This window comes from Synechococcus sp. 63AY4M2 (assembly GCF_002760475.1).
In the GTDB taxonomy this organism is placed as follows: domain Bacteria; phylum Cyanobacteriota; class Cyanobacteriia; order Thermostichales; family Thermostichaceae; genus Thermostichus.
The window spans coordinates 1218436-1237817 of the sequence record NZ_AXUX01000001.1; the positions used below are offsets into that span (position 1 = coordinate 1218436).

20 protein-coding genes are annotated in these 19382 nt (G+C 61.8%); 11 read left to right on the plus strand and 9 right to left on the minus strand.

The features are described 5' to 3' along the window. Positions 1–214: 214 nt before the first annotated feature. Positions 215–1303, plus strand: a complete 1089-nt coding sequence (hemE, locus tag SYN63AY4M2_RS05465; protein WP_011429284.1) for a uroporphyrinogen decarboxylase — start codon at positions 215–217, stop codon at positions 1301–1303. Between the two features lie 61 nt (positions 1304–1364). Next, the gene (locus SYN63AY4M2_RS05470; RefSeq protein WP_011429283.1) at positions 1365–2348 is read left to right on the plus strand and encodes a glycosyltransferase family 2 protein; all 984 of its coding nucleotides are present in this window, start codon (positions 1365–1367) and stop codon (positions 2346–2348) included. Here SYN63AY4M2_RS05470 and SYN63AY4M2_RS05475 read toward each other — a convergent pair. After that, positions 2303–3160 (minus strand): inositol monophosphatase family protein, encoded by an 858-nt coding sequence (locus tag SYN63AY4M2_RS05475; RefSeq protein ID WP_011429282.1) that lies wholly within the window; start codon positions 3158–3160, stop codon positions 2303–2305. The genes SYN63AY4M2_RS05470 and SYN63AY4M2_RS05475 overlap by 46 nt on opposite strands. A gap of 130 nt (positions 3161–3290) precedes the next feature. Here SYN63AY4M2_RS05475 and SYN63AY4M2_RS05480 point away from each other — a divergent pair, with 130 nt between their 5' ends. Together SYN63AY4M2_RS05480 and SYN63AY4M2_RS05485 are read left to right on the plus strand one after the other, a co-directional pair. After that, positions 3291–5243 (plus strand): serine/threonine-protein kinase, encoded by a 1953-nt coding sequence (locus tag SYN63AY4M2_RS05480; protein ID WP_011429281.1) that lies wholly within the window; start codon positions 3291–3293, stop codon positions 5241–5243. Between the two features lie 431 nt (positions 5244–5674). Continuing rightward, positions 5675–6199 carry a YIP1 family protein gene (locus SYN63AY4M2_RS05485; protein ID WP_011429280.1) on the plus strand — a complete coding sequence of 175 codons (525 nt, stop codon included), beginning with the start codon at positions 5675–5677 and terminating at the stop codon, positions 6197–6199. A 38-nt stretch (positions 6200–6237) separates the two neighbouring features. Here SYN63AY4M2_RS05485 and SYN63AY4M2_RS05490 read toward each other — a convergent pair whose 3' ends face one another. From SYN63AY4M2_RS05490 to SYN63AY4M2_RS05505, 4 genes are all read right to left on the minus strand, one after another. Further along, positions 6238–6465, minus strand: a complete 228-nt coding sequence (locus SYN63AY4M2_RS05490; RefSeq protein WP_011429279.1) for a ferredoxin family protein — start codon at positions 6463–6465, stop codon at positions 6238–6240. A gap of 287 nt (positions 6466–6752) precedes the next feature. Further along, a complete protein-coding gene (mreD, locus tag SYN63AY4M2_RS05495; RefSeq protein WP_011429278.1) occupies positions 6753–7382 on the minus strand; it encodes a rod shape-determining protein MreD in 630 nt (209 codons plus the stop codon). Then, positions 7369–8112, minus strand: coding sequence for a rod shape-determining protein MreC (gene mreC / locus SYN63AY4M2_RS05500; RefSeq protein ID WP_011429277.1), 744 nt, complete (start codon positions 8110–8112; stop codon positions 7369–7371). Before mreC ends, mreD begins: the two co-directional genes overlap by 14 nt. Positions 8113–8172: 60 nt before the next feature. Continuing rightward, the gene (locus SYN63AY4M2_RS05505) at positions 8173–9201 is read right to left on the minus strand and encodes a rod shape-determining protein (RefSeq protein WP_011429276.1); all 1029 of its coding nucleotides are present in this window, start codon (positions 9199–9201) and stop codon (positions 8173–8175) included. A gap of 165 nt (positions 9202–9366) precedes the next feature. Between SYN63AY4M2_RS05505 and SYN63AY4M2_RS05510 the strand changes: the two genes are divergently transcribed. Continuing rightward, on the plus strand, positions 9367–9783 hold the full coding sequence (locus SYN63AY4M2_RS05510; protein ID WP_071813547.1) for a VOC family protein: 417 nt from the start codon (positions 9367–9369) through the stop codon (positions 9781–9783). A gap of 362 nt (positions 9784–10145) precedes the next feature. Here SYN63AY4M2_RS05510 and SYN63AY4M2_RS05515 read toward each other — a convergent pair whose 3' ends face one another. From SYN63AY4M2_RS05515 to SYN63AY4M2_RS05525, 3 genes are all read right to left on the minus strand, one after another. Beyond that, positions 10146–10895 (minus strand): DUF2993 domain-containing protein, encoded by a 750-nt coding sequence (locus SYN63AY4M2_RS05515; RefSeq protein WP_011429274.1) that lies wholly within the window; start codon positions 10893–10895, stop codon positions 10146–10148. 81 nt (positions 10896–10976) lie between these two features. Then, the gene (bchD, locus tag SYN63AY4M2_RS05520; protein WP_099887256.1) at positions 10977–12989 is read right to left on the minus strand and encodes a magnesium chelatase ATPase subunit D; all 2013 of its coding nucleotides are present in this window, start codon (positions 12987–12989) and stop codon (positions 10977–10979) included. Between the two features lie 125 nt (positions 12990–13114). Then, positions 13115–14557 carry a gamma-aminobutyraldehyde dehydrogenase gene (locus SYN63AY4M2_RS05525; protein WP_011429272.1) on the minus strand — a complete coding sequence of 481 codons (1443 nt, stop codon included), beginning with the start codon at positions 14555–14557 and terminating at the stop codon, positions 13115–13117. 168 nt (positions 14558–14725) lie between these two features. Between SYN63AY4M2_RS05525 and SYN63AY4M2_RS05530 the strand changes: the two genes are divergently transcribed. The 3 genes from SYN63AY4M2_RS05530 (at position 14726) to gatB (ending at position 16736) form a co-directional block, all read left to right on the plus strand. Continuing rightward, a complete protein-coding gene (locus SYN63AY4M2_RS05530; protein ID WP_041438067.1) occupies positions 14726–14917 on the plus strand; it encodes a hypothetical protein in 192 nt (63 codons plus the stop codon). Further along, a complete protein-coding gene (locus SYN63AY4M2_RS05535) occupies positions 14914–15198 on the plus strand; it encodes an acylphosphatase (protein ID WP_099812511.1) in 285 nt (94 codons plus the stop codon). The genes SYN63AY4M2_RS05530 and SYN63AY4M2_RS05535 overlap by 4 nt, the downstream gene beginning before the upstream one ends. A gap of 65 nt (positions 15199–15263) precedes the next feature. After that, positions 15264–16736 carry an Asp-tRNA(Asn)/Glu-tRNA(Gln) amidotransferase subunit GatB gene (gatB, locus tag SYN63AY4M2_RS05540; protein WP_011429268.1) on the plus strand — a complete coding sequence of 491 codons (1473 nt, stop codon included), beginning with the start codon at positions 15264–15266 and terminating at the stop codon, positions 16734–16736. Here the strand turns inward: gatB and SYN63AY4M2_RS05545 are convergent. Next, positions 16733–17326, minus strand: a complete 594-nt coding sequence (locus tag SYN63AY4M2_RS05545) for a nucleoside triphosphate pyrophosphatase (protein ID WP_099834680.1) — start codon at positions 17324–17326, stop codon at positions 16733–16735. The genes gatB and SYN63AY4M2_RS05545 overlap by 4 nt on opposite strands. 140 nt (positions 17327–17466) lie before the next feature. Here SYN63AY4M2_RS05545 and SYN63AY4M2_RS05550 point away from each other — a divergent pair, with 140 nt between their 5' ends. From SYN63AY4M2_RS05550 to SYN63AY4M2_RS05560, 3 genes are all read left to right on the plus strand, one after another. After that, the gene (locus SYN63AY4M2_RS05550) at positions 17467–18348 is read left to right on the plus strand and encodes an ion transporter (RefSeq protein WP_011429266.1); all 882 of its coding nucleotides are present in this window, start codon (positions 17467–17469) and stop codon (positions 18346–18348) included. 22 nt (positions 18349–18370) lie between these two features. Then, the gene (locus SYN63AY4M2_RS05555; protein ID WP_240527286.1) at positions 18371–18877 is read left to right on the plus strand and encodes a hypothetical protein; all 507 of its coding nucleotides are present in this window, start codon (positions 18371–18373) and stop codon (positions 18875–18877) included. 89 nt (positions 18878–18966) lie between these two features. Next, positions 18967–19380, plus strand: a complete 414-nt coding sequence (locus tag SYN63AY4M2_RS05560) for a PH domain-containing protein (RefSeq protein WP_011429264.1) — start codon at positions 18967–18969, stop codon at positions 19378–19380. Positions 19381–19382: the final 2 nt, after the last annotated feature.

The window sequence follows — 19382 nt, forward strand, 5'->3', positions numbered from 1 at the left end:
CTCTCAACTCAGCAACGGCGGGAAGGGGTTCTACAACAGGCCTGCAAGCTGACATTATCTCATGTCCACTCTAGGTCGGGATCCGCCTTCCTCAGCCGGTGAAAGCAAGTTGCAACCCCTAAGGAAAGGGTCAAGAGGAAGGGCCGCGAGCTTGCGCTAGCCGTCCCCCCAATGTCAGGATGCATTGAGGATCTTGAACCGGCTTGGTCTTCCCATGTCCCACTCACCTGCTCAGCTCAGCGCTTCTCCTTCCTCCGTCGGCGATGGCGACCGTCTGCTGCGGGCGGCCCGCGGGGAAGTGGTAGATCGTCCCCCCGTTTGGATGATGCGCCAGGCGGGTCGCTACATGGCGGCCTACCGCGAGCTGCAGAGCAAATACACCTTCAAGCAGCGCTGCGAGATCCCGGAGCTGGCGATTGAGATCTCGCTGCAGCCGTTTCGCGCCTTTGCCCCCGACGGCGTCATTATGTTCAGCGACATCCTCACCCCCCTCGAGGGCATGGGGATCCCCTTTGAGTTGGTGGAGCAGCAGGGGCCGATCATCGACCCGCCGATCCGCTCCCAGGCCCAAGTTGAGCAAATCCGACTGCTAGAGCCGGAAGAAAGCCTGCCCTTTATCAAGACCATCCTCAGCACTCTGCGCCGCGAGGTGGAAGGGAAGGCGACGCTGCTGGGCTTTGTCGGCTCCCCTTGGACCTTGGCCTGCTACGCCGTGGAGGGCCGCAGCTCCAAAGATTATGCCCATATCAAGAGCCTGGCCTTCACTCAGCCGCAGGTGTTGCATCAGTTGCTGAGTAAGCTGGCGGATAGCATTGCCCGCTACGTGATCTACCAGATCGAGTGCGGCGCCCAGGTGGTGCAGCTCTTCGACACCTGGGCCGGCCAGCTCAGCCCCGGCGACTACGAAACCTGGGCCTTGCCCTACCAAAAGCAAATTGTGGATCAGGTGAAAGCTCGGTGCCCGCAGGTGCCGCTCATTCTCTACATCAACGGCAGCGCTGCTTTGTTGGAGCGGGTGGGCAAAGCTGGCATCGATGTGTTCAGCCTCGATTGGATGAGCGATATGGCCGAGGCCAGGGCCCGCCTGGGATCCCTGGCGGTGCAGGGCAATCTCGACCCGATGGTGTTGCTGGGATCCCCGAAATTCATCCGGCAGCGCACCCTGGAGGTGATTCAAAAGGCGGGATCTCGCGGCCACATCATGAACCTGGGCCACGGCGTGCACCACACCACTCCGGAGGCCAATGTCCATCACTTTTTCGAGACGGTGCGCCAGGCGGCAGAGCTGCTCAAAGCTCTCTAGCCGTATGGAAAAACCCCTTGACTTTAGGGGTAGGGTTTGCCTTACGAGCCAGGGATCCCCGGTGTACATCAGCGTCATCATCCCCACCTACAACCGCCGTCCCATCTTGCAGAAATGTCTGCAGGCCTTGGCGCAGCAGCAGCCTGGCCCCTACGACGGCTACGAGGTGGTGGTGGTGGACGACGGCTCCACCGATGGCACGCTGGAATGGCTGCAGAGCCAGCCGCCAGATTTGCCGCCGATCAGGCTTTTGTGCCAAGAACACCGCGGCCCTGCTGCCGCCCGCAACCTGGGGTTTCGCCACGCCCAGGGATCCATCATTGTCTTTATCGACAGCGACCTGGTGGTGGTGGAGCACTTTTTGGCCGCTCATGCCCAGATGCTGCGGCGACACGGGGTTACCGGCAATCCCGACTCGCCCCACGAGGCCAAGGTCTTCACCTACGGGCGGGTAATCAACACCTGCAATTTTCGGGATCCCTGCTCCGAGCCCTTCAAGCCCACCGATTTTTCGGCAGCCTTCTTTGCCACCGGCAACGTGGCCATTGCCCGCCATTGGCTGGAGCGGGCTTGTGAAACCCCTGCCGGCCCCTTTGACGAGCGGTTTCACCTCTACGGCTGGGAAGACCTGGAGCTGGGGGTGCGGCTAAAGCGCCTGGGCCTGCGCCTGGTCAAGTGCCCCCAAGCCACCGGCTACCATTGGCATCCGCCCTTCGAGCTGGCGCAAATCCCAGCCCTTATCGAGCGGGAGCGGCAGCGGGGCCGCATGGGCATCCTCTTTTACCAAAAGCACCCCACCTGGGCCGTGCGCCTGATGATCCAACTGACGCCTCTGCATCAATGCCTGTGGGGCCTTCTGTCGCTGGGGGGGTGGCTGAACGAGAAGCGCTTAGAGCCGCTGCTGCGCTGGTTGATCCGGCAGGGCCGCTCGCAGTTGGCCTTGGAGCTGTGTCGGGTTTTCTTCCTCAACTGGTACAACGTCCAGGCGGTTTACGAGAGCTACAGAGCGATGAAAGCCCGAAACACGGGGATCCACCTGTTCTGAGCGCTCACCAGGGTCGGATAGGTCAGCCGACCATAGTCCTTGCCGGGGAGCAAGGGCGTTCCGGGATCCGGGTCGGCAGGGCCAAGGGGTTCCCAAACGGCGCCGGCCCCCTTGACAATGGCCCACACCGCCGCCACATCCCAGATCTTGGGCGAGCGTTCTACCGCCCCCAAAAGGCTGCCGCCGGCCACCGCCAGCAGGTTGTAGGCAGCGCCGCCCAGCATGCGGGCTTTGCAGGGAAATTGCGGGCTAATCCAGTGGCTGCTGCGGGAGCAAAAATTAAACAGTTGGTTGGGTCCGGGTGGGGCGGTGCTGGGGCCAATGGGCTGAGGACGGACGGGATCCCGGTCGTGGCGGATGAGAAAAGCTCCTGCCGGCGCGTCGTCGGGAAACTGAGGCCAGTAGCCGTAGAAAGTCTGGCGGATGGGGGGCAGATGCACACAGCCAAACACAGGCACACCCCAGTGCAACAGCGCCAGCGAGCTGCCCCAGATGGGGATCCCGTGGGCAAAATTGGTGGTGCCATCCAGGGGATCCACCACCCAGCACCACTCTTTCTCCAGGAAAATGTGGTTGGACTCCTCGCTCAGGCAGCCGTGATCCGGGTAGGCCGCGGCAATTGCCTCCTGAAAGGCGCGATCCGCCCATTGGTCAGAAGCGGTCACCAAGCTGCCGTCCGCTTTTTCCGTAGAGGAGGCCTGGCCAAAGTCTGCCAAGAGCTGCGCTCCGACCTTTGCCGTGGCCTGCAGGGCAAACTCGGTAACCTCCAGCCAGAAGGGCGGGAGAGAAGCGGTTTCAGGAGAAGCACCCATGCCCCAATCCTAGCGGGATCCCTGACTTCTGGGGCGAAAAAGGGCGGATCCCTCACCCACAGGTCTTGCGCCCTCAAGCTGACTAGAATCATTTTAGGTAGACCCTCCCCTCGGCTGGCCCTCCTCCTCCATGAACCAGCGCCTAATTGGACAACTGATCGGCAACCGCTACCGACTGACCCACCACATCAGCGAGGGTGGCTACGGCAATGTGTTCGAGGCGGTGGATACCCAGTTGAATGACGAGCCGGTGGCCGTTAAGTTGTTGCGCCCGCCGCCGCCAGACATGGAGCCGGAGTATTACCAGCAACTGCAGCAGCGCTTCCTGGACGAGGCCAGGGTCAGCGCCCTGTTGGGCGAGCACCCCAACATTGTGCAGGTGCGCTCCTACGGTCTGTACCAAAACCAGCCCTACCTGGTGATGGAGTACCTGAAGGCCAAGCCTTACACGGGCCAGGGCTTGGACTATGTGTTGGCACGGGAAGGTCCCCTGCACCCAGAGCGGGTGGTGAACTTGGCTTTGCAAATTTGCTCGGCCCTGCACCACGCCCACAACTTTCACATGGATCTGGGCAAACACTCGATTCGAGGGGTCATCCACCGCGATATCAAGCCCAGCAACATCTTTGTGCAAAAAGGGCCCGATGGCAAAGAACGGGTCAAGCTCCTGGACTTTGGCATTTCCAAACTCATGGGGGAAACCTCTCGTGGCCTGACGCAAACCGGGTATTTTTTGGGCACGATGGTCTATGCCTCGCCGGAGCAGATGCGGGGAGAGAAGCTGGATGGCCGCTCCGACATCTATTCCCTGGGGGTGGTTTTGTACGAGCTGTTAACCGGTGCGTTGCCCTTCGAGCCAGAGACCGACACCCTGCAGGGCTGGTACCACGTCCACAACTTTCAAAAGCCCCGCCCTTTTCAAGACCATCCGCTGCCCCACCCCATCCCTGAGGCCCTAGAAAAGGTGGTGCTGCGTTGCTTGGAGAAAGACCCTGCCCTTCGCCCGGCCACCATGGAGGAGCTGGCCCAGCAGCTCCGAGCCGTCTATGGGGACAAGATCCCGCCTCCCCCTCAAAAGGCTCCTCTGCAGCGGATCCCTGCCGGCTTTGGCCAGCAAGCCACCCAGCAGAGCCGAGCCGCCCCTGTTTCGGAAGCTGAGGAAGAAGAGCTGCAGCGGGCGGTGCGTTTGATCGAGGCAGGCGAATACAAAATGGCTGTCCACCTGCTTAACAAGCTGATCCAGAGTGCCCCCAACGAAGCCCGCTACTACCTATACCGCGGCCTGGCCCACCAGCGGCAGGGCCATTGGGGCCTTGCCCAGATGGACTATCAAGGAGTGCTGCGGCTGGAGCCGGGTAACCCCTCGGCAGAACAGGGGCTGCGCGAGGTCGAACAGCAGGTCGGCCAGGAACAGGTTAGCCCCCACCAGAAGCCCACCCTCCCCACCTCAGGCAAGCCCCGCCAGCGCAAAGGATTGGCCCTGGGCTGGCTCCTGGCCAATTGGGCGGCGGCTGGGATCGGCTATCTGGGGCTGGGGGCGGCAGCTCCCCTGCTGGCTGCTTTGGGTTCGCTCCAAGGAGCGGTGGCCGGGGCCGGCCTGGGCTTGGGGATGGGGCTACTCCAGTGGGCGGTATTGCGGCGGCAGGTCTCTTGGCGGTGGGTGGCGGCCACGCTGCTGGCCACGGCTTTGGGTTGGGTAGCAGCAGATACCCTGGAGGCGGGGATGGCAACCTTCGCTTTCGATCCCAGGGATCCCTGGCTGCAGAACGCCTTGCAGGCGATGGCCAGCCCGCTGCGTGGCTTGCTGGTGGGGCTTGGCGTCGGTGGATTGCAAGGGATCCTCCTGTCCCGGCATGGGAAAGTTGCCTGGGCCTGGGTCTTGGCGGCAGGGGTAGAAGGAGGAGGGGCAGCTCTGCTCATCCATTGGCTGTTGGCCGGCTCTGCCTTGAGCCGTTGGCTGCTGCTCCTTGCCGGGCTGCTGGCTCACACCCGTCCCCTCAGCGCCCTGGTGCTTGCTAACTTAAATTGGCGCCGCATCCCTGCCGTTCAAAATTGCCAACAGGCCAAACAACAGGCCGCCTAACCCCCATCCCACAACCACCTCAGCTCCCCTCAAAACTTGCCTGACGAGGGATCCCGTGCAGCCATTAAGAGCAAGAAGGCCCTCCAGCGAGAGCCTTCTTGAGGATCCTATTGCGCCGTTTTACCGTGGTTTTCGACCTGGAAAAGCCAGTGTAGGACATCGGGGATGACTATCGATAGTTTCCAAATCGAGTTTGGCTTACTGCTCTCACATCCACACCCGTCCTAATTGTCGAAGGGTATCGATCGCAAAAACGTAACGGCAGTCACCAACGCCTCAGAATCCTTAGCCCATCATACCGCATCTGCGGGCCGTGCTTGTCAAGTGCTCATCAGGGCTTTGCCAAGGACGGGATCGGCATTTGCTTGGCTTTGGAGGAGCCCTCTTGTCGTTGGGCTAGGATAGGAGGGCAGACCGACTTTTTGCCGGCCATGCTCGACTCTTTGTTGGATAACATTTACGGCGCTTGGTTTCTGCCGGAGCCCACCTTTCGCTCGCTGCGGCAACAGCCTGTTCTCTGGCAAGCTTTTGGGGTGGTGGCGCTGCTGAACATTCTCGAGGCTGTGCGTCGTTTCGGGGTAAACCTGCCGAGCATGGTGCTGGCGCTGCTGGCAGGCTTCCTGGGATGGGTAAGCCTGGCGGCCCTGCTGCAGGCGCTGGCCTTTTGTTTTGGGCGGGCTGCCCCTTCTTTTGCGTCGCTCCTCTGCCTGACGGGCTTTGCTGGCCTGCCCTGGCTGCTGCTGGGACCTGCCCAATCCTTGGGCGGAGTGGCCGGATCCCTGTTGGGGTTCGTGGCGCTGTTGTGGTTTGTGGTTTGGCAGGTGCGGGCGGCAGCGGTGGCGCTGGATCTGGAGTGGTGGCGCCTGGCGGGTCTGATCCCGTTGGCCTTCCTGGGCGGGCTCCTGTCCTTGAACTGGTTGACCAGCGCCGTTGTGGCTTTGGCTTCTCTGGGCTGAAAGGCAATTGCAAAATTGGGAAGAAGCAGCCCGCCGGGCTAGTTGGGCACTCGCTGCAGGTGCGGTTTTTCCTCCGGCAGGATCGCCCCTTCCACAGGGCAAACCTGAAGACAGATGCCACAGTCAATACAGGTGGCAAAGTCGATCCAGAAGTAGTCGGTGCCTTTGGCATTTTTGCCGTCCCCAGGGTGAATGCAGGCGACGGGGCAGGCCTCCACACAGTCGGCAACGCCTTCACAAATATCGGTGACGATGGTATGAGGCATGGATCCCTCTCCCTCAATCGAGTCAACCTCAACACCTTCCCATCCGCTTGGCCCAGAGTCTGTTGGCCCGTTGGCAGTGGGTGGCAGAGGGCTTTGTCATTTTAGGCGAAAACGGATCCCTCTGAGAGCGACCCCAAGCCCTCACCCCCCGTTCCTCTCCTAGGGAGAGAGGAAATGGGGCAAGGAACCGTTTTGCCGCCGTTGGGAGCAGTAGCTGTGCAACCGATGTCCCATCGCGCCCGGCAGCGGCTGTGGGGAATGCAGATCACTGGCGGCAGAACCTGCAGCTAGGTCTCTCTCAAATCCTGCTCTTGAGATTGCCACCAACGGCTGAGGGGCCAATAGAGAGCGGGGGCCCACAGGCTGCTTAAAATGGCCGACGTGAGGGCATTGCGCTGATGGTTCCACCAGATGCTCTCCAGAGAACGGGGGCCATCGCCGCCAATGGCGCCGGCGGCGGGCGAGGAGTTTGCCAACCCATCCAACCAAGTTGCCATTTCCGCCGGCTCGAGGCCAGCGGATCCCTGAGAGGCCGTCAGCCACATCCATTGCAGCGCCATCAGCGTCTCGGCAATCACCACCATGCCGAAGACGATCAAAGCCACGGAGATGAAGTCCTCTTGCATGTAGCGCTGCTTCTGCAACTTGGCCGTGAGGATCCCGACCACCGCCAACCCCAGGGCATGGGTAGGATAAGGGTTGGTCAGGGCATCCTGCAGAAAACCCAATGTGATCCCGGCAACAGCCCCCTGCCAAGCCTTGCGCCGCACGCTCCAGCACACCACCCAGATCAGGGGCCAATCGGGGGTTAGGCCCGCCAGCTCCAAGCCCGGCCCCCGCCACCAAGGGGCCACCACCGCCAACAGCCCTGACAAGGCGGTGACCAGCCAATTGAGGCGAGACTTAAGGTTGAGCATAGCGGTAAATCAAGGCCCACTCCAAGAGGCCCAGGGGCGCCGACAATTCGACTGTGGCTTGTGGGGCAGGGCTGGCATCCAGGTTGATGGCTCGAACCGTTCCCACCACAACCCCCGCCGGGTAGAAGCTGCTCAGGCCCGAAGTTACCACCACATCCCCCACTTCCACTTTGGGATCCTTATCGAAAAAATCCAAGATGGCGTTCTGGGTGCCGGTGCCCCGCAAGATGCCCATGTGCCGGCTGCGGCTGAGCATCACCCCGACACGGCTGGTGGGATCGCTAATAAGCAGCACGCGGCTGGTGTTGGGGGTTACCGCCTCAACCCGCCCGACCAATCCCCCCGGTGCCATAACCACATCTCCTACCCTGACCCCATGCTGGCTGCCGCGGCTGAGGGTGAGCTGTTGCCACCAGTGATCGGCGCTGCGGCCCACCACCGCCGCCGGGATCCCTGCTTGGGGCATTTGCTCGGTAAATTGCAGCAGGCGCTTCAGCTCGCGGTTTTGGTGCCGCAGCTCGGCCACCAGGGCCTGTAGCTCGCGGGTGGCGGCCTGGCTAAGTACGGCGTCAGGATCCACAGGTGGACGGATGGGTGCGGTGAGCCAACTGTACAGCTCCACCAGCAGGGATCCCTGGGTCTGGCGCAAAGCCCACGCCCCTCCTATCGCCGAAGCAGACAGGAGCAACCCCAAACCATAACGCATCCACCACTGGTGTAGCCGATTCAAGCAATACCTCTCTAACCCACTCGACTCACACCTCGAATCAGGGATTCAGAGGAAACTCCTCTAACCCTTGAAGCTGCCGCTCAACACTCGACCCAAGGTTTTGAAATCCTCCAAAACCCGCCCTGTACCGAGCACCACACAACTGAGGGGATCCGGGGCAATGTGAACCAGGATCCCGGTCTCATGGCTGATCAGGGCGTCTAGCCCCTTGAGCAACGCCCCCCCTCCCGCCAACATAATGCCGCGGTCGATGATGTCTGCCGCCAATTCCGGCGGCGTGCGCTCCAGGGTGCGCTTGATGGCCTCCACAATGACCGAGAGGGGCTCGGCCATGCTCTCACGGATCTCAGTGCTCTTCACCGTCACAGTGCGGGGCAAACCCGAAAGCAAATGCAGCCCCCGCACTTCCATGGTCATCTCCTCTTGAGTTGGGTAGGCAGAGCCGATTTGAATTTTAATCTCTTCGGCAGTGCGCTCCCCGATGGTGAGATTGTGAACTTTTTTCATGTACTGAATGATGGCCTCGCTCAGCTCGTCTCCTGCCACCCGCACCGACTCGCTGAGGACGATCCCTTGCAAGCTGAGGACGGCCACCTCGGTGGTGCCGCCGCCGATGTCGATGATCATGTTCCCGGTGGGCTCTTGCACCGGCAGCCCCGCGCCGATGGCTGCTGCCACCGGCTCATCCACCAAATACACCTCCCGCGAGCCGGCTTGCAGGGCCGCTTCCATCACTGCCCGTCGCTCTACGCCGGTCACCCCACTTGGGATCCCGATGACGATGCGCGGGGCGATCAAGTAACGACCTCCATGCACCCGCTGGATGAAGTGCTTCAGCATCATCTCCGCCGTGTCGAAGTCGGCGATCACCCCATCCCGCAGAGGACGCACAGCCACGATGTTGCCCGGGGTACGGCCCAACATTTTTTTGGCATCTTCCCCCACGGCCAGCGGTTGTTTGGTGTTTTGGTCGATGGCGACGACAGAGGGCTCCTGTAGGACAATGCCGCGGCCAGCCACATAGACTAGGGTGTTGGCCGTGCCCAGATCGATGCCCATGTCACGGGAAAATCGGCTGAATAGCCCCACGGTAGGTTGCTCCAGTTTTTATTCGTGAAGAAAGAGCAGCAAGTCTCGCTACCTACTATAGTCCAATCCTAGGAGAGGCGGGGATCCCTTTCCGAGTGGCGCAGTTAGGGCTGGCTATCAGCGGAAGTTCGGATTAGAATGAGTGGCTTCCTTTTTCCGGTTGCGATGCAGATTGCTGCAGCTTTGCTGAGCTTGGCCACCCCCAATTTGCCCCGTTTGTTGCACTTTTACCAGGCCCTCTTGGGGATCCCGCCCCAAGTCCAGCTCTCCAGGGAGGGAGAGCCAGTGTATGTGGAGTTTCGCCTGCCTGGCCTGCGACTGGGCCTCTACCGCAGTCTCCATCCAGAGTTTGCCGCCCAGGCGGGAGCAGCAAGTCTTTGCCTGCAGGTGCAGGATCTGGCGGCATGCCTGGGATCCCTGGCGGCGGTGTTGGCGGAGCACCAGATCTCCGTTTCGCCGCTGCGGCAGGCCTTTCACGGCCAGGAGGTGGACTTCCGGGATCCCGATGGCAATCGCATTGTGTTGCACCAACCTTCTGCGGCCTTCTGGCAGGCGATGACCTGGGAGGGGACTTGCAACTGAACCAAGACCCCTGAGGCTCAGGGGAGACTCTTTGGAACCTTTTCGAGCAAAAAAAGTTGTGGCAGGTGCTATGTCCCAGCCTGAATTCAAAGGGTCGTAGCCAGTTTGGGGGGACAGGCTTTTTCCCAATTGGGGCAAGAGGCCGGGGTGTTGGGAAAAGTCCCCCATCCCCTGTGGTTGAGAATAGTTAAAACTCGGAGGCTAGGTAGGGATGGCGGTGTCCCCGTTGAGGCTGAGCAGGTCATGAAAAAACCTCTGGGCGTCTGTCCGTGTTTCGACCCCAGAGGCTTCTTCTCTTCACTCCTCACCACCCCTGAGCGTACCCGCCTTCCAAAAGGTTGTCAAGCATTTTCCCAGGGGGGCTAGCGGGTGGGAAACCGCACCAGAGCAGCGCTGCCGTAGAGGATCATCTGGTGAGGCTGTAGGCACACCCGATCTACTCGCAGCTTGCTCCCTTGCAGGGCTAGCCGATCCAAATCCAGGAGCGCATTCAGGTGATCCACCAAGGCTCGGCTCAGGGCCCGCCCCTCCTCCGTGTCGCCCTCAAACAGCGGATCGGCAAGGCAAATGCGGCGACGTTCTAGCACCTCGATGCGAGCGGAAAAGCCCACCTGCAAGGGCTTTTCTCCCCCTGGCTGAACCTCGGCCTGCAATCGCAACCGCTGCTCTGGGGTGAGGTGAACCTCGACCTGATGAAATGAGAGCGGCTTGCCCCCCTGATCCACCTGAGCCAGCTTGTTCAGCACAAAAGGCGTGTTAAAGGATCGCGCCAGATCCGCTTCGCTCAGCACCACCCGCATCCTGGCCTGCACCGGCTGCCGCAGCTTAATCCGACCCTGCCAGATTTGGCTAAAGTCAATGGCTACAGCGTTGCAAAACAGCTCTAAAAGCGAAAGCCGCAGGCCGTTGTACATCTGCAGGTTCTGGCCCACCAGCTCAAAGCTGTCGATGCGTCCTTGCAACAGCTTGGCGATGGGCTCTGCCCGCACGCGCGCCTCCAGCCGCTCTGCCTGCTTGAAGAGAGCGCGAATGGCTGCGCTCACTCCCCGGCTGACCCAGTCAGTAAGCATGGAATGAGGCAAAGAGAGTTCTGGCAGGAGTCCTGTGACCATAGGGCAAGCTAAGAGCGCCTACAGGGATCATAACCAACCATTAAGAAAAGTTACAGCTCCTACCGAGGGAGAGCTGCTCTCTCAAGGGTATGGGCGTCCCTCTTGCATGGCCGAGCGGGCCACGGCTGCGATCCCCTGGTCGGTGGCGCGGGGCAGATGAAAGTACCGTCCGCCCGCCAGTTCCGCCAGCTCGGCGCTGAAACCGGTGGTTACAAAGCGGCTCTGCGAGTCGATGAGAAGCAGCTTCAATCCCAGGGCGCGGATGCGCAGGGCGATCTCCCGCAGCTCCTGCTTCAGGTCGATGGGATCGCTTTCGCTGCGTCCCAGGGAGCGGCTGAGGGGGATGTTGGCCCGGCCATCGGTGAGGGCTACCAGGAGCACCTCTCCCACGTCGCCGCTGGCGCGGGCGTTCACCCCCAGGCGCACCGCTTGGGTGAGGGCATGGGCCAGTGGGGATCCCCCGCCGCAGGGCAGGGATTCCAGGCGGCGGCGGGCCAGCTCGATGGAGCGGGTGGGGGGCAGCAGCACCTCGGCAGCCTCGCCGCGAAAGGCAATCAGGGCAACTTTGTCGCGGTTTTGGTAGGCCTCAGTGAGCAGGCGCAGGGCGGCGCCTTTGGCCGCCTGCATGCGGTTGAGGGCCATGGAGCCGGAGGCGTCTACCACGAAGATCACCAAGGCCCCTGCCTTGCGGGCCAGCTTCTTGGCGCGGATGTCGCCGGGCTCAACAATGACGGCCCGCCCCGGCTGCCGCTGGCGGCGGCTTTTCTGGTAGGGGGCAGCCGCCCGCAGAGTGGCGTCGACGGCGATGCGGGGATTGGCGCCCTGGGGCAGGATGGGCTTGACGTAGCGGCCCCGGTCGGCGCTGAACACCAGGCTGCGGGATCCCGTTTTCCCTTGTTGGTTGAGGGATTGGGCAAAGGCCAAGAGGCGCGGGTCGAGGGCCACTTGTTCGGGATCGAAGAAAAACTCCTGGGGCAGGCTGGGGCTTTGCGGCTGGGGATCCGTCTCCTCTGGGTCGCTGTTGTCGGAGGAGCTGGGCGGGGGATCCGACTGTTGCGATTGGGGTGGCGGCGGGGGTTGGTCGGGATCGTAGCGGGCGCGGGGCAGCAGCACCAGTTGCACTGCCTGTTGCAGATCCTCGGCCACCAGGCGATCCCGTCCCTCCAGGGCGGCCAGGGCACAGGCGGCCCGCAGGGCAAACTGCTCCCCTCGATGGCCTTGGACGTTGCCGCGGATGGCCTCTTGCACCAGGTAGAGGATCTGTTCCCGCTTGGGCTTGACCTGGGGCAGCCACTCCCGCGCCAGGAGAATGCGGGTGCGGATTTCCTCCAGTTCCGCTTGGTGTTCCGCCAGAAAGGACTCGGGAGCGTCGACAAATTGCGTTGCCCGCTGGACAATTTCCCTGCGCTCTTCCAGGCTCAGCTCCTGCCCCACCGGCACCACCAGCGCCAGGCGATCCAGCAGGTGGGGGCGCAGGGATCCCTCTTCGGGGTTGTAGGTGGCCACCAAGAGAGGCCGGCAGGGGTGTTGCAGGCTCAGCCCTTCCCGCTCCAGGCGGTTGACCCCATCTCCCACCACCGTCAGCAGCAGGTTGACGATGGCGTCGTCCAAGAGGTGGATGTCATCCACGTAGAGCACGCCGCGGTGGGCGGCAGCCAAGAGCCCCGGCTGAAAAACCGTTTCCCCCTGCCTCACCGAGGCCTCCACATCCACGGATCCCAAGAGCCGATCCTCGGTCACCCCCAAAGGCACTTGGACAAAGGGAGGGGCTATCACCTGGGTGGGGGGTGTCGTTCCCTGGGGGTAGCGGGCCTTGGCCCAGTCCGACCAGGTCTCGGGCCGCGCCGGGTCGTCGTTGCAATAGGAGCCGGCAATCACCTCGATGGGGGGCAGCAGGGCGTGGATCCCTCGGGCCAAGACCGACTTGGCCGTGCCGCGCGGCCCCACCAGCACCACTCCTCCCAAGCTGGGATCCACCGCCGCCAACAGGAGAGCCAGCTTGGCGGTTTGCTGGCCGACCACGGCGGTAAGAGGGAAAGTGCGGGGAGGGGCTAGAGCTGCCGATCCTGAGGTTGAGGAGTAGAACGTGGCCATCGGCACGATAGGGGCTCGAGGTAGGGAGACATGCACTCAAGTCTATCGCTTGTAGGAGTTTCCCGGAGCCTTGCCAACTGGCTACCGCTAGCCTCTTCCTCGAACGAGGTTGCCAGAGCCACCCCTCAACAAGTAGCAATCATCACATGCTTGGCAATTTGATACTCTCGCACGGCCTCTGCCGAGAGATCTTTGCCAAATCCCGATTGCTTGAAGCCGCCGTGGGGAGCCTCGGAGGCGATGGGGAGATGATCGTTGATCCAGACGGTTCCGAACTCCAGATCGGCGGCCAGTTTCATGGCTCGTCCGAGGTCTTGAGTCCACACAGAAGCCGCCAGCCCGTATAGGACGTCATTGCCCAGGCGTAGCGCTTCCGCTTCTTCGCGGAACGAGCCGAGCGTGAGGACCGGCCCAAAAACCTCACTCTGCACGATCTCCGCTTTTTGATCGACATGGGTAATCACTGTGGGTTCGTAGTAGTAGCCCCGGTCAAACTGAGGAGGGATCCGCCCGCCGGTCAGCACCTTGGCTCCCTCGGCTTTGGCCCGCTCCACAAATCCCCTCACCCGCTCCCGCTGGGCTGCCGAGACCAAGGGCCCCATCTCCACCCCCGCCTCAAAAGGGGATCCCAGCCTTACTTTGCGCATCGCCTCGACGATGGCCTCTTGCATCTGCGCCAGCTTGCTCTCGTGCACATAGAGGCGGGTGGCTGCCGTGCAGTCCTGGCCGCTGTTGAAGGTGGCGGCAAAAGCAGCCTTGGCGGCCACAGTCTCCACGTCGGCATCCTCGAAAACCAAAAACGGGGCTTTGCCTCCCAGCTCCAGATGCACCCGCTTGAGAGTGTCTGCCGCCGTCCGCATCACCTGCTTGCCAGTGGCAGTAGAGCCGGTGAGGCTGACCATGCGTACCTGCGGGTGCTCCACCAGGGCTTGGCCGGTAGCATCGCCTCCGGTAACGATGTTGACCACCCCCGGCGGGATCCCGGCCTCAGCAGTCAGCTCCGCCAGCATCAGGGTAGTCAGAGGGGTGGTGGGAGCGGGCTTGAGCACTACTGTGCAGCCGGCAGCCAGGGCGGGGCCGATCTTCCAGACGGCCATCAGCAGCGGGTAGTTCCAAGGGGTAATTTGCGCGCACACCCCCACTGGCTCCTTGCGAAATAGCGAGGTGTAACCTCTGGCGTATTCTCCGGCGCTCAAACCATGGATGTCGCGGGCGGCAGCGGCAAAGAAACGCAGGTTATCCACCGCAAAGGCCAGATCCCCTCCCAAGCTGACCAGCTCGTAGGGCTTGCCGGTGTTTTCCGACTCCAGACGGGCCAGCTCGGCAGCGCGAGCTTCGATGAGATCCGCCAACTTCCAGAGGGCCAGGGATCGCTCGCCGGGGGTGAGCTTCGACCAACGGCCATCGTAGAAAGCCGTGTGGGCCGCCTGCACCGCCCGATCCACATCGGCAGGGCTGGCGTCCACCACCTCCGCCAATTGCTCGCCCGTAGCCGGGTTCTCGATGACCATCAGGTTTCCCCCTTGGCTGTCAACCCATTGGCCGTAGATCCAGAGTTTGTGGGCCATGGCCTCTTCTCAACTGCTCGCTAGCAACACTTCTCCCCATTGTGCCGAATCTTGTCCAGCTTGGAGGGCGTTGTCGAGGAGAGGGCCAAGCCGCCAGGGATCCCCTCTCTCTGGGGTTTCCGTCTGGTAAGGTCAGAAGGGAGCTTTCTGCACCAGCGAGGTTGGCCTATGTCTCCTGTGCTGTGGCAAGCCATTGGGTACGCCGGCGGGATCTCGCTGGGGATCGTGGGACTGGTTGCCCTTGTCAACTTTCTCTGGCAGCGCCTAGAGCAGCAGGCGGAGAAAGCTACGGCCCAGCCAGCCGAGTCGCCCTCGGCTTCAGAACTTGGCAACACCTCGGAGGGATCCCCCTCAGCATGAGCGACAGGGTTCGCGTTCACGTTTGGGTGCGCGGGCGGGTTCAGGGAGTGGGGTTTCGGGCCTACACCGAAGCCATGGCCCGCAACGCCGGCGTCCACGGCTGGGTGCGCAATCTGCGGGATGGCCGGGTGGAGGCGGTTTTTGAAGGATCCCCGGCGGCGGTGGAGGCGATGTTGCGCTGGTGCCAGCAGGGCAGCCCCGGCTCGCGGGTGGAGGCCGTCGAACACCGCTTCGAGCCACCCGAAGGCCTCTCCACCTTCGAGATCCGCCCCACCGTTTGAGGCAGCAGCTCAGCAGCTAGCGATATCCCACTAGAATGGGAAAACCTACTCTTTCTCGTTTGGCCATGACGGTTGCTGCCCCTGCCAAAGTGGAATACGAAGCTGTGATTGGGCTGGAGGTGCACTGCCAGCTCAGCACCCGCTCCAAGATCTTCTCCAGCAGCGCGACGGCCTTTGGCGCTCCCCCCAACACCCAAATTGACCCTGTCTGCATGGGCCTGCCCGGCACCCTGCCCGTGCTGAACGAGAAGGTGCTGGAATACGCGGTCAAGGCTGGCCTGGCCCTCAATTGCACCATCGCCCCCTACAGCAAGTTCGACCGCAAGCAGTACTTCTACCCCGACCTGCCCAAAAACTACCAAATCTCCCAGTACGACCTGCCCATTGCCACCCACGGCTGGGTCGAGATCCAGCTCAGCGACGGCCGCAGCAAGCGCATCGGCATCACCCGTTTGCACATAGAAGAAGACGCGGGCAAATTGGTGCATGCCGGCAGCGATCGGCTGTCGGGATCCAGCTATTCCCTGGTGGATTTCAACCGGGCAGGAGTTCCCCTCATCGAGATCGTCAGCGAGCCGGATATCCGCACTGGGGAAGAAGCAGCCGAGTATGTACAGGAGCTGCGCCGCATCCTCCGCTACGCCGGGCTGTGCGATGGCAACCTACAGGAGGGATCCCTGCGCTGCGACGTCAACATCTCGGTGCGCCCGCTGGGCTCCCCGACCTTTGGCACGAAGGTGGAAATCAAGAACATGAACTCCTTCAACGCCATCCAGCGGGCCATCGAGTACGAGTTCAACCGCCAAGTTAAGGCCGTGGAAGCAGGCGAGCCCATCGTACAGGAGACCCGCCTCTGGGAAGAAAACAGCCAGCGCACCATCAGCATGCGCAAGAAAGAGGGATCCAGCGACTACCGCTATTTTCCGGAGCCGGATCTGCCGCCCATTCGTGTGACGGAAGCGCAAAAAGCCCGCTGGCAGGCGGAGCTGCCGGAATTGCCCAGTGTGAAGCGGCGGCGCTACCAACAGGTGTACGGCCTCTCGGTGTATGACTCCCGCTACCTCAGCGACGAACGCAACACCGCCGAGTACTTTGAGGCCGTGGTTGCTGCCGGCGCCGACCCGAAGGCAGCCGCCAACTGGATGATGAGCGACATCGCCAGCTACCTCAACACCCACAAGCTGGACTACCCGGACATCGCCTTGAAGCCGGAAACCCTGGCTGAGCTAATCGGCCTCATCGAGCAAGGCACTATTTCCAGCAAAATTGCCAAGGAGATCCTGCCGGAGCTGCTGGAAAAAGGCGGCTCGGCCCGCGCCCTGGTGGAGGCCAAGGGCCTGACCCAGATCTCCGATAGCAGCCTCTTGGAGCCAATGATCGCCGAGGTGCTGGCCGAGAACCCCGAGCAACTGCAGCAGTACCGGGAGGGCAAAACCAAGCTCTTCGGCTACTTTGTCGGGCAACTGATGAAAAAAACCCAAGGACGGGCGGATCCCAAGCTGGCCAACGAGCTGCTCAAGCGGCATCTAGACGGCTAATTCCAGGCTTCGGTGAGGGAATAGCCCAATTCCTGGATCATGCGCCGCAGCAACGGCAAACTCAGCCCAATGACGTTGCCAGGGCACCCCTCGATCCGCTCCACAAACAAGCTGCCGCGGCCGTCAATGGCAAAGCAGCCAGCACAATTGAGCGGCTCGCCGGTGGCCACGTAGGCGCGGATCTCCTCGTCGCTGGGCTTGGCAAAAAACACCCGTGTTACCGCATAGTGGACGAGGCGGCGGTTCTGCCTCGTGTCAATCAAGGCATGGCCCGTGTAGAGCTCTCCCACTTCGCCCCGCATTTGCCGCAGGCGCCGTTCCGCCTCTAGAGCATTGGCCGGCTTGCCCAGGATCTCCCCCCCTAGGTAGAGCACGGAGTCAGCCCCGATCACCAAGACGGGCTCCCGTTGCTGAGCCGCCACCGCTTCGGCTTTGGCCGCAGCCAGCTTCTGCACCAGCTCCACCGGATCCGGGCTCTGGATTTGGCTTTCGTCAAAGTAGCTGGGTTGAACGCGAAAAGGGATCCGGGCAGCTTCTAACAATTGGCGGCGGGCAGGAGATTGCGAAGCCAGGACAATGGGAGGCAACATCGATTCAATGCTCAACTCAAGCCTAGACGTTTGCAGGACTGAAGTTTGCTCTACTACTAGTTTCCATTAACCTAGTCAAGGTACGCCCGATAGGCGCTCAAGGGAAACCCTCTCGATCTCTTCCCAACGGGATCCCGTCTGTGACCACCCTACCCTCCCAGGCCACCCAAACTGAGCTTGCCCCTGCTGGCCTCCTCCAGCGCTACTGGGGGGATCAGGACACACCCGAAAGCCGCTGGGTCAATTGGCTGGTGGCGGTGCTGGTTTTCTGTTCGTCTGCCTTTTTTGTAGTGGAGACCTACCCCATTCCCCCCCAACTCCGCCTTGGGCTGGAGCGGCTGGATCGCCTCATCCTCGGCCTATTCGTGGTGGAATATCTACTGCGCTGGGCAGCGGCCCTGCAGAAGCTGCGCTACGTCTTCAGCCTCTATTCGCTCATTGACTTGCTGGCGATTTTGCCTTTTTTTGCCGGGCTGACGGATATTCGCTTTATCCGCCTCTTGCGCTGGTTTCGTATCTTGCGGCTGCTGCGCCTGGTGGAGGGCAAGACCCTCTTTGGTCAGGTCATCTCCGCCGACACCCGCATCTTGTTGCGCATCCTTTTTACTCTCTTTGCGATTGTCTTCGTCTACTCTGGCCTCATCTACCAGGTGGAACATCCGGCCAATCCCGGCGCTTTTGCCACCTTTTTGGATGCTTTCTACTTTTCGGTTGTTACCATGACCACGGTAGGGTTTGGGGATCTCACCCCCACCTCTGAGCTGGGCCGGCTGTTGACGGTGCTGATGATCCTGACGGGCGTGGCCCTGATCCCTTGGCAAGTAGGGGAGCTGATCAAGCAACTGGTGAAAAGCGGCACCTCGCTGCAGTGGGCCTGCCCGGGATGCGGCCTCTCCCAGCACGATGAGGATGCCCAGTTTTGTAAGCGCTGCGGCACGCCGCTCTATCCGGATAGCCAAGCCTCTCCAGCCAGCAGTCCGCTGGCCAATCTGCCGGTTGGGGGCAAAGACAGGATAGGCTAGGACGGGATCGAGAGAACCTGCAATGTTGGCACATCCTGAATTGGCCATCCCTGGCAAGCTCAATGTAAAGGCGGGAGTGGTGATGCTGCTGGCAGCCATCGTCCTGGGCCTCATCCTCAGTCAGGTTCAGCCGCTGCTGCCCGCTCCGCAAGATTTGCCAGGGATCCCTAGGGAACCCCTTTCCTGGCAAGAGGTGCCCAAACAAAAGTACGCCTGGCACATCTGCTACGCCTTTTTGGGCAATATGGGGCTGATCAACATCGGCGGCGGCCTGGCGCTGGTGGCGTTGGGATCCCGCTTCACAGCCGGGCACCTGTTCTCCCAGATTCTTCTTTTGGGGGGAATGCTGCACCCTGCCTCTTGGGCTTTGGTGGCTCTGACAGGTCTGGAAGGGTGGGGCTGGCTGGGCAATGTCGGGGCGGTGGCGGTGGCGCTGGTGGTGATGGTGTTGTTTGTTCACCTGATCTTGGCTACCTACCGCTCGGGGCAAGCCCTCCAAAAACTGACTCGATCCCGCATCCACCGCTAACTCGGCAGACAGTTGGGGTGAGAAACCGTTTAGCTTAAGATTGTTTTTAGCATTGTTGATGCTGACATTCGACATTAGGTGGGCTGAGCATGGCGATCAAAGAAGAAGTTTTTTTTGAGGGCGGCCCTCACACGGGCGATCTGGTGTTGAACTCCTTCCTCGGCCTCACCCTCGTTGGCTTGCCTCTGTTTGTGGGCGCCCTGGTGCGCAAGCTTTGGGTTCACTACCGGATAACCAACCGTCGCATCACTGTGATCGGCGGCTGGGGCGGCAAGGAGCGCTCTGATGTCATTTACAAAGAGATTGCCAAGGTGGTGACGGTGCCACGGGGCCTAGGCACCTGGGGCGATATGGTGCTCACCCTCAAAGACGGCAGCCGCCTAGAGATGCGGGCAGTGCCCCGCTTCCGCGAGATCTACGCCTACATCAGCGAACGGCTGGACGAGAAAGCCAGGCAAGTAAGCGGGCCCATCGGCAAAAGGTCCCCCTCGACCCAAGCCTAGCC